This window comes from Ruegeria sp. ABF4_144, from assembly GCF_056160045.1.
In genome coordinates, this window is record NZ_JBSWWK010000001.1 from 1,645,418 (window position 1) to 1,658,081 (window position 12,664).

At 57.1% G+C, this 12,664-nt stretch carries 14 protein-coding genes; 9 read left to right on the top strand and 5 right to left on the bottom strand.

Annotation, left to right across the window (positions count from 1 at the left end):
- The first annotated feature begins 139 nt into the window (after nucleotides 1-139).
- The 3 genes from gap (ACXAGD_RS08370) to gap (ACXAGD_RS08380) all read left to right on the top strand — a co-directional run bounded on the left by gap (ACXAGD_RS08370) (nucleotide 140) and on the right by gap (ACXAGD_RS08380) (nucleotide 2,442).
- A complete protein-coding gene (gap, locus tag ACXAGD_RS08370) occupies nucleotides 140-1,141 on the top strand; it encodes a type I glyceraldehyde-3-phosphate dehydrogenase (RefSeq protein WP_475209595.1) in 1,002 nt (333 codons plus the stop codon).
- Nucleotides 1,142-1,212: 71 nt separating this feature from the next.
- Nucleotides 1,213-1,356 (top strand): hypothetical protein, encoded by a 144-nt coding sequence (locus ACXAGD_RS08375; RefSeq protein ID WP_475209597.1) that lies wholly within the window; start codon nucleotides 1,213-1,215, stop codon nucleotides 1,354-1,356.
- 81 nt (nucleotides 1,357-1,437) lie between these two features.
- Nucleotides 1,438-2,442 carry a type I glyceraldehyde-3-phosphate dehydrogenase gene (gene gap / locus ACXAGD_RS08380; RefSeq protein WP_475209598.1) on the top strand — a complete coding sequence of 335 codons (1,005 nt, stop codon included), beginning with the start codon at nucleotides 1,438-1,440 and terminating at the stop codon, nucleotides 2,440-2,442.
- On the opposite strand, the gene coaD is transcribed toward gap (ACXAGD_RS08380), so the two are convergent.
- The 3 genes from coaD to ACXAGD_RS08395 form a co-directional block, all read right to left on the bottom strand.
- Nucleotides 2,434-2,925, bottom strand: coding sequence for a pantetheine-phosphate adenylyltransferase (coaD, locus tag ACXAGD_RS08385; RefSeq protein WP_475209599.1), 492 nt, complete (start codon nucleotides 2,923-2,925; stop codon nucleotides 2,434-2,436). The two genes, gap (ACXAGD_RS08380) and coaD, sit on opposite strands and share 9 nt — an antisense overlap.
- 85 nt (nucleotides 2,926-3,010) lie before the next feature.
- A complete protein-coding gene (locus ACXAGD_RS08390; protein ID WP_170442509.1) occupies nucleotides 3,011-3,448 on the bottom strand; it encodes a CBS domain-containing protein in 438 nt (145 codons plus the stop codon).
- A 59-nt stretch (nucleotides 3,449-3,507) separates the two neighbouring features.
- Nucleotides 3,508-4,410 (bottom strand): LysR family transcriptional regulator, encoded by a 903-nt coding sequence (locus ACXAGD_RS08395; RefSeq protein WP_475209601.1) that lies wholly within the window; start codon nucleotides 4,408-4,410, stop codon nucleotides 3,508-3,510.
- 103 nt (nucleotides 4,411-4,513) lie between these two features.
- Between ACXAGD_RS08395 and ACXAGD_RS08400 the strand changes: the two genes are divergently transcribed.
- Both ACXAGD_RS08400 and ACXAGD_RS08405 read left to right on the top strand, forming a co-directional pair.
- The gene (locus ACXAGD_RS08400; RefSeq protein WP_475209603.1) at nucleotides 4,514-6,013 is read left to right on the top strand and encodes a CoA-acylating methylmalonate-semialdehyde dehydrogenase; all 1,500 of its coding nucleotides are present in this window, start codon (nucleotides 4,514-4,516) and stop codon (nucleotides 6,011-6,013) included.
- 197 nt (nucleotides 6,014-6,210) lie between these two features.
- A complete protein-coding gene (locus ACXAGD_RS08405; RefSeq protein WP_475209605.1) occupies nucleotides 6,211-6,795 on the top strand; it encodes a L,D-transpeptidase in 585 nt (194 codons plus the stop codon).
- 62 nt (nucleotides 6,796-6,857) lie between these two features.
- On the opposite strand, the gene ACXAGD_RS08410 is transcribed toward ACXAGD_RS08405, so the two are convergent.
- Nucleotides 6,858-7,334, bottom strand: a complete 477-nt coding sequence (locus ACXAGD_RS08410) for a fasciclin domain-containing protein (RefSeq protein ID WP_475209606.1) — start codon at nucleotides 7,332-7,334, stop codon at nucleotides 6,858-6,860.
- Nucleotides 7,335-7,394: 60 nt separating this feature from the next.
- Nucleotides 7,395-8,246: a class I SAM-dependent methyltransferase gene (locus tag ACXAGD_RS08415; RefSeq protein ID WP_475209610.1), complete on the bottom strand. Its 852-nt coding sequence runs from the start codon at nucleotides 8,244-8,246 to the stop codon at nucleotides 7,395-7,397.
- 132 nt (nucleotides 8,247-8,378) lie between these two features.
- Here ACXAGD_RS08415 and ACXAGD_RS08420 point away from each other — a divergent pair, with 132 nt between their 5' ends.
- The 4 genes from ACXAGD_RS08420 to mmsB all read left to right on the top strand — a co-directional run bounded on the left by ACXAGD_RS08420 (nucleotide 8,379) and on the right by mmsB (nucleotide 12,655).
- Nucleotides 8,379-9,494 carry a carboxylate-amine ligase gene (locus ACXAGD_RS08420; protein ID WP_475209612.1) on the top strand — a complete coding sequence of 372 codons (1,116 nt, stop codon included), beginning with the start codon at nucleotides 8,379-8,381 and terminating at the stop codon, nucleotides 9,492-9,494.
- Between the two features lie 94 nt (nucleotides 9,495-9,588).
- Nucleotides 9,589-10,731, top strand: a complete 1,143-nt coding sequence (locus ACXAGD_RS08425) for an acyl-CoA dehydrogenase family protein (RefSeq protein ID WP_475209613.1) — start codon at nucleotides 9,589-9,591, stop codon at nucleotides 10,729-10,731.
- Nucleotides 10,732-10,738: 7 nt separating this feature from the next.
- Nucleotides 10,739-11,779 carry an enoyl-CoA hydratase/isomerase family protein gene (locus ACXAGD_RS08430; protein WP_475209616.1) on the top strand — a complete coding sequence of 347 codons (1,041 nt, stop codon included), beginning with the start codon at nucleotides 10,739-10,741 and terminating at the stop codon, nucleotides 11,777-11,779.
- Nucleotides 11,780-11,782: 3 nt separating this feature from the next.
- Nucleotides 11,783-12,655, top strand: a complete 873-nt coding sequence (gene mmsB / locus ACXAGD_RS08435; protein WP_475209618.1) for a 3-hydroxyisobutyrate dehydrogenase — start codon at nucleotides 11,783-11,785, stop codon at nucleotides 12,653-12,655.
- The last annotated feature ends 9 nt before the right edge of the window (nucleotides 12,656-12,664 follow it).

The window sequence follows — 12,664 nt, forward strand, 5'->3', positions numbered from 1 at the left end:
GATCTCTCAGCTAGCGCAAGCGTTAGCGCAATCGCTAGAGGTTTGCGCTAACACCTTAAAAATATGCCGCTTTTAGTCTTTTGAGATTCAAATTTCACCGCTATATGGCCTTCAACGCAAGCGCATTTGGAGACGTCATATGACCATAAAGGTCGGTATCAATGGTTTTGGCCGCATCGGCCGCTGCACCCTGTCGCACATCGCCGCGTCAGGCCGTAACGACATCGAAGTGATCAAGGTCAACGCGACCGGCCCACTGGAAACAACCGCGCATCTGCTGAAATATGACAGCATTCATGGCCGTTTCCCTCGTGACATCGCTATCAATGGCAACACCATGGATCTGGGCCGCGGCCCGATGGAGATGTTCTCGACCTACGACATGAATGAACTGGACTGGGAAGGCTGCGACGTCGTTCTGGAATGCACCGGCAAATTCAACGACGGTCTGAAGGCCAAAACCCACCTGGAGCGTGGCGCCAGCAAGGTTCTGCTGTCCGCCCCCGGTAAGAACGTCGACAAGACCATCGTGTTCGGAGTGAACCACAACACTCTGACCGCAAACGACAATATGGTTTCGAACGGCTCCTGCACCACGAACTGCCTTGCCCCGCTTGCCAAGGTTCTGGACGAAGGGCTGGGCATCGAAAACGGAATCATGACCACAATCCACGCCTATACCGGCGACCAGCCAACACTGGACCGTCGGCACAGCGACCTGTATCGCGCGCGTGCAGCAGCGATGTCGATGATCCCGACCTCGACCGGCGCAGCCAAGGCGCTGGGTGAGGTTTTGCCGAACCTGAAAGGCCGTCTGGACGGCTCGGCGATCCGCGTTCCCACCCCGAACGTCTCGGCCGTTGACCTGACCTTCCGTGCCTCGCGCGAAGTGACCGTTGAGGAAGTCAACGAAATCGTCCGCGAAGCCGCACAAGGCCCGATGCAGCGTGTTCTGGGTTATGAGCCCGCTCCGCTGGTGTCGACTGATTTCAACCACACCGAAGAAAGCTCGATCTTCGCACCGGATCAGACCCGCGTTGTGGATGGTCGCCTGGTTCGCGTTCTGGCCTGGTATGACAACGAATGGGGCTTCTCGGTTCGTATGGCTGACGTCGCGGTTGCGATGGGTCGCCTTAACTAAGACCGGCATGAAATCTTGAACCTTTTTGCCCGCTCAGGTTATCTGGGCGGGCATTTTCGTCTGGGGCCGCAATGACCAACCAAATCGCTATCTGGCTTGGCCTTCTGATCCTAGGCGCCATCGTTGTGGACTATGCCCTTGTTGGTCCCGAGCATCTGATCTTCCTCGGCAAAAAGCTCTACGCCTTTCTTGATTGGCTCGCCTTCTGGCGCTGACTGAGGTTTTGCTTGACATTTTCGCTTATCTGGTGATGTTAGCGCTAACCTTATTTAGCCGATATTCGGATGGAGCAGAAAATGACACTCAAGCTGGCAATCAACGGATTCGGGCGGATCGGGCGCGGCGTATTGCGCGCGGTTATGGAAACCGGTCGCACGGACGTGGAAATCGTTGCAATCAACGATCTGGCCAAGCCAGAAATGAACGCCCATCTGTTTGAATTCGACAGCGTGCACGGCCGTTACGCCAAACCGGTAACACTGTCCGAAGCAGGCTTGGACGTTGGTGCCGGCCCCATCCGTTTGACCAACGAGCGTGACCCCGAGGCACTGAACTGGTCGGATGTGGATGTAGTGTTGGAATGCACAGGCGTTTTTCGCACGCGCGAAGCCGCAGAACGCCATCTGAAAAACGGTTCGAAAAAAGTACTGATCTCGGCCCCTGCGCGCGGCGATGGTGCGGTCAAGACGGTTGTGTTCGGAGTGAATGAGCACGAGTTGACCGCTGAGGACACTGTGGTCTCGAACGCCTCGTGTACGACGAACTGCCTGTCTCCGGTCGCTGCCGCGCTTGATGCCGGTCTGGGCATTGTGCATGGCAACATGACCACCGTTCACGCTTATACGGCCAGCCAGCCGGTTCACGATACTGCGGGCAAAGACCCTTACCTGTCGCGGGCCGCGGCCTTGTCTATGATCCCAACCACTACCGGAGCGGCTGCCGCTGTTGGGCTGGTTCTGCCGCAATTGGCAGGAAAGCTGACAGGTCAGGCGATCCGCGTCCCCACACCGAACGTGTCCGTCGTGGATTTGGTGGCCGAGGTTTCGCGCCCGACCACTGAAGATGAAGTTAATGCATTATTCGTAGAAGCAGCTGCCAAAATCCCGGGCGTTCTGGCCGCAGAAAGCCGCCCACTGGTTTCGATGGACTTCAACCACGACGCCCACAGTTCGACCGTGTCACTGGCAGAAACCAAAGTCACCGACGGAACGCTGGTACGCGTATTGGCCTGGTACGACAATGAATGGGGTTTCTCGAACCGGATGCTGGACACAGCTGCCGCGATGGGCGCCCTAGCCTAACCTTTCGCGCAGAGCGTCATTAACAAGGGGCGTGACGAATTTCGACACGTCCCCGTTCAGCCGAGCGATTTCTTTCACAAGTTTCGAAGCAATCGCCTGATGCCGCGCTTCGGCCATCAGGAAAACAGTCTCGATCGAGTTGTCCAACGCACGGTTCATGCCAACCATTTGGAATTCATACTCAAAATCTGCTACGGCCCGCAGACCCCGTACGATGATCTGAGCGCCCACATCGCTGGCACAATCGATCAATAGATTTTCGAACGGATGAGCGACAATTTCGGTTCCGGTCTGTTCAGACAGATGCGCGCATTCCGCTTCGATCATGGCAACGCGCTCTTCAAGAGTGAACATCGGTCCTTTGTCCCGATTGATGGCGACGCCGATAACCAACTTATCCACCAGTGCTGAGGCGCGGCGGATAATATCGATATGACCCAGGGTGATCGGATCAAAGGTTCCGGGATATAATGCAACCCGCATCGCGCCCTCCTGCGCAATAAAATTTCTGCGCAAGCAAACATAAACAGAATGCAGGTGCAAGCGATCAGTTTGGAGATGCCGGCCTTCAGTGGCCCATAATCATGCCTTGCAACGCATCTTTTTCCATCGCCAGTTCCGCAAGCTGCGCCTTGACTACGTCGCCAAGCGTCACAATGCCTACCAACTTACCTTCTTCGACCACAGGCATATGGCGAAAACGGCCTTCGGTCATGCTGGCCATAATATCTTGAACCGTTGCCTGCCGCGTCGTCGTGATCAGGTCTTGCGTCATATAAGCGCTGACCGGCTGGTTCAGACATCCACTGCCGCTGGCCGCCAGTTCGCGTACAATATCGCGTTCAGACAAAATGCCGGACGCAGTCTGCCCGCCGTCTTCAGACACGACAACAGTACCGATACGTTTTTCTGCAAGAATCTTCGAAGCTTCCGAGACTGTCGCCGAAGGTTCGACCGTCACCACGCCTTCTGTCGCCTTGGATTTCAGAATGGCCTGTACGAGCATGAAGAACACCTCCGAAATAATAATCTTATTCCAAAGCGTTGCGCGATTGGGACGACCTGTCAAGCATCGGCATCGGCTTCAAGCCGCGCAACTTCGTCACGTATGCCCTGCGTCAAGGCGTCAGCAAAACGGTTCAACCGCTCGTTGCGCTGGTCACCCTGATGCCGGACAAGATAGAAACTTCGGGTCAAACTCACTTGATCCGTCAGGATTTTCCGCAGGTTCCGGTGAAAGGGCAACGTAAAGTCATGGGCCACACACACACCAGTGCCAAGCGTCACTTGACGCAACTGAACCGAAACCGAATTCGATGCAAGCGCGACACGGTCAACGCCGATATCGTTTAGATAGTCCAGTTCGCGGTCAAATATCATGTCCGGGATGTAACCGATCAACCGGTGCCCTTTCAGGTCAGTGATGGTTTGAATGGGGCCGTGGCGTTCCAGATAATCCTGCGTCGCGACCAAATGCAGCTTGTAATCGCTGATCCGCTTGACCAGCAACTTTCCTGCGGTTGGCGCACTGACGGTCAAGGCCATATCCGCCTCGCGCCGGGACAGATTGATGATCCGCGGCAAAGCCAGAATTTGAATATCCAGATCCGGATTGGCATCGCTGATTTTCGCGCAGACCTGAGGTAATAGATAATTCGCGCTGCCGTCAGGTGCCCCGATCCGAATCTGACCGCTAAGCGACTTGGTCGAGCCGACCACGGCCCCTGCTGCCGCTCGCATCGCTTCTTCGGCCTGCAGCCCGTGATCCAGCAGGCGTTCTCCGGCCGACGTCAGCACATAGCCCTGTTGGGACTTCGTGAACAGTGTCGCGTCCAGGTTCGTCTCAAGTCGGGCAATGCGCCGTCCGACCGTGGCTGGGTCGATCTTTAGGATACGTCCGGCAGCAGACAGGCTCTCTTCGCGCGCGACAACCAGAAAAACCCGCATATCATCCCAGTTCGGGTTCATGTGCCACCTTTTGCATTTTTGCAAAGCTCTTTTGAGACATTGCCTCTGTTCGTGCCATTTCTGCAAGCCTATTGTGCGCCCAAACCTATCGGAGGAGCTATCGATGCAAGATCTGACCCACTTCCTGAATGGCGAGATGACCGCCGGAACCTCTGGTCGTTTCGACGACGTGTTCAACCCTGCGACCGGCGAGGTTCAGTACCGCTGCCCTATGGCCAGTGTTGCCGAAACAACGGCCGCCATCGAAGCCGCCGCGGCGGCGCAACCCGCATGGGGGGCAACCAACCCGCAGAAGCGTGCGCGCGTAATGATGGCCATGGTCGGCCTGATGAACCGCGACATGGACAAACTGGCCGAGGCGCTGAGCCGCGAGCACGGCAAGACCATCCCAGACGCCAAGGGCGATCTACAGCGTGGTCTGGAAGTGATCGAATTCTGCATTGGCGCACCTCACTTGCTGAAGGGTGAATACACTGACAGCGCGGGGCCCGGAATTGACCTATATTCGATGCGTCAGCCTCTGGGCGTTGTGGCTGCGATCATGCCGTTCAACTTCCCCGCTATGATGCCGCTGTGGCACGTTGGCCCGGCTCTGGCTTGTGGCAATGCCGTTGTATTGAAGCCGTCCGAACGGGCCCCATCGGTACCAATGATGCTGGCTGAGCTGTTCATCGAAGCCGGCTTGCCGAACGGCGTTTTCCAAGTCGTCAATGGCGACAAAGAAGCCGTGGATACTCTGCTGGACAGCGAGATCATTCAGGGCGTTTCTTTCGTGGGTTCGACTCCGATCGCGCAGTACATCTATAGCCGCGCAACCGCCAACGGCAAACGCGCACAGTGCTTCGGCGGCGCCAAGAACCACATGATCATCATGCCCGACGCCGACATGGACAAGGCAGCGGACGCTCTGGTTGGCGCTGGTTTCGGCGCGGCTGGTGAACGTTGCATGGCCATCTCGGTCGCTGTTCCGGTGGGTGAGCAAACTGCCGACGCGCTGATCGAAAAGCTGATCCCGCGCATCGAGAAACTGAAGGTCGGTCCCTACACCGCGGGCGATGACGTGGACATGGGCCCCGTTGTGACCGGCGCTGCAAAAGAGCGTATCCTAGGTCTGATCAACTCAGGTGTCGAGCAAGGCGCCAAACTGGTTGTAGATAACCGCGACTTCAGCCTGCAGGGTTATGAGGACGGTTTCTTTGTCGGCCCACACCTGTTTGACCACGTCACAACCGACATGGACATCTACAAACAGGAAATCTTCGGTCCTGTTCTGTCGACTGTCCGCGCAGGATCTTACGAAGAGGCGATTGGCCTGGCGATGGATCACGAATACGGCAACGGCACCGCGATCTTCACCCGTGACGGTGACACCGCGCGTGATTTCGCTAGCCGGATCAATATCGGCATGGTCGGCGTCAACGTTCCGATCCCGGTTCCGTTGGCCTACCACACCTTTGGCGGATGGAAGAAGTCCATGTTCGGCGACCTGAACCAGCACGGCCCGGACAGCTTCAAGTTCTACACCCGCACCAAAACCGTCACGGCGCGCTGGCCATCGGGCATCAAAGAAGGTGGCGAGTTCAACTTCAAGGCAATGGACTGATCCACGACTGAATTCTGAAACAATCAAACCCGGCTTGTCACAGGCCGGGTTTTTCTCGGCGAAGCACCGCCAAAACATGCGATTTCACGATAAATTCAGCTTGCACACCCTAGAAAATCGGGGCGATGGCCAATATTTTACGACAGATTATTGCTCGAGCAGTTCCTGAACCGGAGGCCAATTTGTCAAATCCCCGTATGACTCGTCGCTCTGCATTGTTGGGCGCAGCATCTCTTTTGGCGACGCCCGCCATCGTGCGCGCGCAAAGCAGTGACGCTTTCCCGACTGATGAGGATGCGATCAGCACGCAACTGCCGGTCCGCCGCAATGTGTCTTCGTTCTCGCAACAGAACTGGCAAGATCATTTCAATGAACTGGGCGTTGGCTGCCTGCTGGCCGACATTACCAGCCGCGCGGTCCACTATTGGAGCCCAGACGGAACATACAAACTTTACCCGAGCTCTGTTCCGATGAGCGAGGAACTGACCAAACGCGGATATACCAAGATTGTCCGCAAGACCGAATTCCCAAGTTGGACGCCGACAGCATCGATGCGCGAACGCGATCCGTCGTTGCCTGTCCGGATGGAAGGTGGCGATCCCGGCAACCCACTGGGCACACGCGCCATGTATCTGGACTGGCCAGCTTATCTGGTGCACGGCACCCACGATACGCGCAAGATCGGTCGCCAAAGCTCATCCGGGTGCATCGGCCTTTACAACCAGCATGTCGAGGAATTGTATCCTCTGGTGCAAATCGGAACTCAGGTCAGACTGGTCTGACACACAAAGCCCCGGCCATCACGACCGGGGCTTTTTCGTTACGGGGTCTTCGGGGGTCTTTGTTATTCCGGCAGGATTACCGCATCGACCACGTGAATTACGCCATTGCTCGCTTCAATGTCGGCTTGGATAACCTCAGCGTCATTGACCTTCACCCCATTCCGGGCATTCACGCTCAGACGGTCGCCCTGCACGGTCAGGACCTTGGCGCGCTTGCCAGCGATGTCACCCGACATCACCTTGGCCGGAACCACGTGATAGGTCAGAATTTCGACCAATTGATCTTTGTTTTCCGGCAGCAGCAGCGTTTCTACCGTGCCTGCGGGCAATGCAGCAAACGCCTCGTCTGTCGGTGCGAACACTGTGAATGGGCCATCACCCTTCAGCGTATCAACCAGTCCGGCGGCCTGAACCGCAGCGACCAAAGTGTTGAACGACCCGGCCGAAACGGCGGTGTCCACGATGTCAGCAGCTTGGGCCTTTACAGGCAAGGCAAGTGCAAGTGCGGCGGCGGCGCCCATGAATGTACGGCGAAACATGGCTGTTGTCTCCTCTCCAGCTTGTTATGGAAAGGGTTACGGAGGCTCAGCCAGCCCGGATCACTTTTCTTTTTTCTGCACCCAAATACTTTGCGCCCGCCCATCCTTCAGAAACGGCAAGGCCTCGACCGCATCCGGGCGGTCCTGCTGCAGGTAATAGCCAGGCCAAAGCATTGAAAAGGCGCCAGATTGCAGCAAGGCGTGCAGCATGTATTGCTCTCCCCAACCCGGGCAGTCGTAGAAGAACCGCTTGGGGTATTCATAGGGCAGAAAAACATCGTGGACATGGATCACCACACCCGGTTTCAACGCTGGAATGATACGGCAGAACAGATGTGCCACGTCGTTGCTCATCCGAACCACATGACTGGAATCGATGAACAGAATGTCCCCTGCCTCAAGCTGATCGAACAGCGCCGGGTCTACCTCTTCCAGCCGTTTTTGTTCGAAAAGGTCAACGACGTGCGCGATATCCGCCCGCGGAAAAGGGTCAATCGCGGTGATCTGAGTATCTAGTCCGCCATCGATAACTGCCTGCCGGGTCACGCGGGTTGAATTTCCGCAGCCGACCTCGATCACGCGCTTGGGCTGAAACCGCCGGATCATCAAATACAGCGCGTCTGCATCCGGACTGTCGTAGTAGCCGTTCTCGATTCGATAACCGGTTTGATTGCGCGCAGGGTCTTTCAACGCCTCCAAAGCAGCAGCGTGCTGAGCATACTCTGCGACCAATTGTGAGATATCGAATCCTTCCATCCCAGGCGACAGCGCATATGCCGGGCGGGTCAGTCCGCCTGCGTCTTCAAACGCCTCAAGCCGGGCACGCTCGTCGTTTTCGGCGGCCTTGTCGATCAGCTTCACACCTAGCTCATCCAGGGCTTCATTGATCTTGGGGAATTTTCTGGGTTTCACGGGCGGCTCCAATTTCGTCTCGCTTGTTCCATAGCGTTGCTGGCCGGGCCTCTGCAAGGCAGGTGTCGTCAAACGCTTGGCAAAACAGGAATTTCCGTATTCACTGGTGCGAATAGGTAAGCGAGGGCTGTCATGCAGCAAGAATATACGCTGGGCATCGAGGAAGAATACCTGCTGGTCGATCGCGACAGTCTAGAGCTTGCCGAAGCCCCCGCCGCCCTGATGGAAGCCTGCCAGTCGGATTTCGAAGGACAGGTCAGCCCCGAGTTTTTGCAATGTCAGATCGAGGTCGGCACCCGGCCCCACACAACAGTTAAATCCGCCCGCGAGGACCTGAAACGCCTGCGCTCTTGCGTGGCCGAACGCGCTGCCGAACATAACCTTGCCCCGATTGCGGTATCCTGCCACCCGTTTGCCGACTGGAAGAAACAGCACCACACCCGCAAGGATCGCTATGATGCGCTACAACACGCGTTGGGCGGGGTTGCGCGGCGGATGCTGATCTGCGGGATGCATGTGCATGTCGGGGTCGAGGACCCTGCCCTACGCGCCGACTTGATGCCGCAACTGTCGTATTTTCTACCGCACCTTTTGGCGCTGTCGACCTCGTCGCCCTATTGGAACGGAGAGGATACGGGCCTTTCTTCCTACCGCCTGACTGTCTTTGACAACCTGCCGCGAACGGGCTTGCCTCCGGTTCTGGCAAGCTGGGCCGATTATGAACGCACGACCGGAATTCTGGTCGAACTCGGCGTGATCGAGGACACGACAAAAATCTGGTGGGACCTGCGCCCATCGCACCGATTCCCGACGCTGGAAACCCGGATCATGGACGTACAGCCGCGACTGGAACATACCCTGTCGTTGGCCGCTCTGGTCCAGGCCCTGACCCGTATGTTGTGCCGCCTGAAAGATAGAAACCTGCGCTGGCGGCATTACGACCAATTCCTGATCGGCGAAAACCGGTGGCGCGCGCAGCGGTACGGTGTCGGTGAAGGGCTGATCGATTTTGGAGATCGCTCGATCAAACCCATGCCCGAGTTGATGGGTGAATTGATGGGTATGCTGGCCGAAGACGCCGAAGCGCTCGGCACCATGACGGAACTGGCCCGCCTGCAGCAGATCGCGCAGACCGGCACCTCGGCCACGCGACAACGCCGTATTCACGCCGAGGCCGTGGCAAAAGGTGAAGATCCCGGCAAGGCGGTGGTCCGGCATCTGATCGAAGAATATCACATAGACCTTTGACATATCCGCGCCTGATTGCTGGCCCTGCAAAACTTCTGTAAGAATTGAGAAATAAACAGTCGTTCAATTCATTCGGCAGCGTGGGAGGCAAGCCTTGGATTTTGCACTGACAGAAGAGCAGACCGCGATCTTCGATATGGCCTATGATTTTGGGCAGGACAACATCGCACCCTATGCCCGCCAATGGGAAGCAGACGGAACCATACCCAAAAACCTTTGGCCCCAGATCGGAGAGTTGGGGTTCGGCGGGCTTTATGTTTCGGAAGACAGCGGCGGTTCGGGCCTGACCCGTCTGGACGCCACGATGGTGTTTGAGGCGCTTTCAATGGCCTGCCCCTCGGTCGCGGCGTTCCTTTCCATCCACAACATGTGCGCCAAGATGCTGGACAGCTTCGCCAGCGACGACCTGAAATCGCGCATCATGCCCGATGTGCTGACCCTGAACACCGTCCTCAGCTATTGCCTGACCGAACCCGGATCAGGCTCGGACGCTGCTGCCCTGAAAACCCGCGCCGACCGCACCAATGAAGGCTACACTTTGAACGGCACCAAGGCCTTTATCTCGGGTGGAGGTTATTCCGACGCCTATGTCTGCATGGTGCGCACCGGTCAGGATGGACCCAAGGGGATTTCGACGGTCTATGTCGAGGACGGCACGCCCGGCCTCAGTTTTGGCGCGCTGGAACAAAAGATGGGCTGGAAAAGCCAACCCACCGCGCAAGTGCAGTTCGACGACTGCAAAATCCCGGCAGGCAACCTTGTTGGCACTGAAGGCGACGGCTTCAAATACGCGATGATGGGTCTGGATGGCGGGCGGTTGAACATTGCCTCTTGCTCGCTTGGTGCTGCGCAAACCGGACTGAATATGACCTTGCAATACATGTCTGAACGCAAAGCCTTTGGCCAATCCATCGATCAGTTTCAGGCCCTGCAATTCCGGCTAGCCGATATGGAGATCGAAATTCAAGCCGCCCGCACCTTTCTTCGGCAGGCCGCATGGAAGTTGGATCAGGGCGCGCCAGATGCAACCAAATTCTGTGCCATGGCCAAAAAATTCGTGACCGAGACCGGGTCAAAGGTTGTGGACCAATGTCTGCAATTGCATGGTGGCTACGGATATCTGGCGGACTATGGAATCGAGAAACTGGTCCGCGATCTACGCGTGCATCAGATTCTTGAAGGCACGAACGAAATCATGCGGGTCATTGTCGCCCGACAAATGCTTGCAGACCGCTGAGGGGCCCATGCCTGACATCGACATCCGCATCACTGGCCGCGCCGGGCGCATTACCCTGACTCGCCCCAAGGCACTAAACGCGCTGACCTATGACATGTGCATGGCGATTGACACGGCGCTGCGAAACTGGCGCGAAGATGATGCCGTGGACCTGGTCATTCTGGACGCCGAGGGCGAAAAGGCCTTTTGCGCTGGCGGAGACATTGCCGACCTCTATGCGAGTGGCATCAAAGGTGAATACGACTTCGGTCGAAAATTCTGGCGCGATGAATACCGGTTGAACGCGCTGATCTTTGAGTACCCCAAACCGATCGTCAGTTTCCTGCAAGGCTTCACTATGGGTGGTGGCGTCGGCATTGGCTGCCACGGCAGTCACCGCATCGTTGGCGAAAGCTCTCAGATTGCGCTGCCGGAATGCTCGATTGGACTGGTGCCGGACGTTGGCAGCACTTTGATGCTGGCACTGGCCCCCGGTCGGCTGGGAGAATATCTTGGTACCACAGGCCATCGTATGGGACCCGCAGACGCCATCTTTGCCGGATTTGCTGATCACTACATCCCGCTTGCGGAATGGTCTGACCTGATTGAAATCCTCGAAGCCTCGGGTGACTTCGAGATGCTTCAGAAACACGAGGTTGGGCTCCCAGCAAGCGACCTTGCAGGTCAACAGGACGTGATTGATGGGCTTTTTGACGGAGAGAGCCTACCAGACATCCTGAATGCCCTTAGCCATGAGGATCACGCGCTGGCAACCGAGGCGCGCAAACTTATGGATCGCAATTCTCCTCTGTCTATGGCGTGCACAGTAGAAATGCTGCACCGGTTGCGCACGCCCAGCCTGACACAGCGCAAGGCGCTGGAATTGGAATACCGCTACACCTTCCGCGCGATGCAGCATGGCGATTTTTTGGAAGGCATCCGCGCCCAGATCATCGACAAGGACCGTAACCCGCAGTGGCAGTTCGCCAATCAGGCCGTGCCCGCAGTTGCCGTGTCCAAGATGCTGCAACCGTTGGGCAAAGACATGCTGACTTTTGAGGAGACATAAGAGATGAAAATCGGATTTATCGGCCTGGGTAATATGGGCAGCCCAATGGCCGCCAATCTGGCCAAGGCCGGACATGACGTTACGGGTTTTGACATGGCCGACGTCGATGTCGCGGGCGTTACCATGGCCGGATCAGGTGCCGAAGCCGCAGCCAGTGCCGAAATTGTCATCACGATGCTTCCGAACGGTCAGATTCTGCGCGCAGTGGCGGATGAGATCATCCCCGTGATGCAGCCGGGGTCTGTGTGGATCGATTGTTCGACCGTCGATGTCGACAGCGCCCGCGCGGTGGCAGATCAGGCGAAGGAGGTTGGAGTCCTTGCGGTAGATGCCCCAGTTTCCGGTGGGATCGGCGGCGCTGCAGCAGGGACGTTGACGTTTATGGCTGGTGGCAGCGACGATGCTTTTGCCAAGGCTGCCCCGCTGTTCGACATCATGGGCCAAAAAGCGGTGCATTGCGGTGAATCCGGCGCTGGTCAGGCCGCAAAAATCTGCAACAACATGATCCTCGGCGTTACCATGATCGCCACCTGCGAGGCCTTTGCTCTGGCAGACAAACTTGGGTTGGACCGGCAAAAGATGTTCGACGTGGTCAGCACATCTTCGGGCTATAGCTGGACAATGAATGCCTATTGCCCTGCTCCCGGCGTTGGCCCGACCAGCCCGGCGGATAACGAGTATCAGCCCGGTTTTGCAGCCGAATTGATGCTCAAGGATCTTCGGCTCAGCCAACAGGCTGCAGAAAGCGCAGATGCAGACACTCCGATGGGTCAGGCCGCAACCACGCTGTACGAGAAATTTGTCGAGTCTGAGGGCGGTCTGGGTATGGATTTCTCAGCCATGCTGCCACGGTTCGAAAAACGCGGGCGACAGTAGAATTAAAGC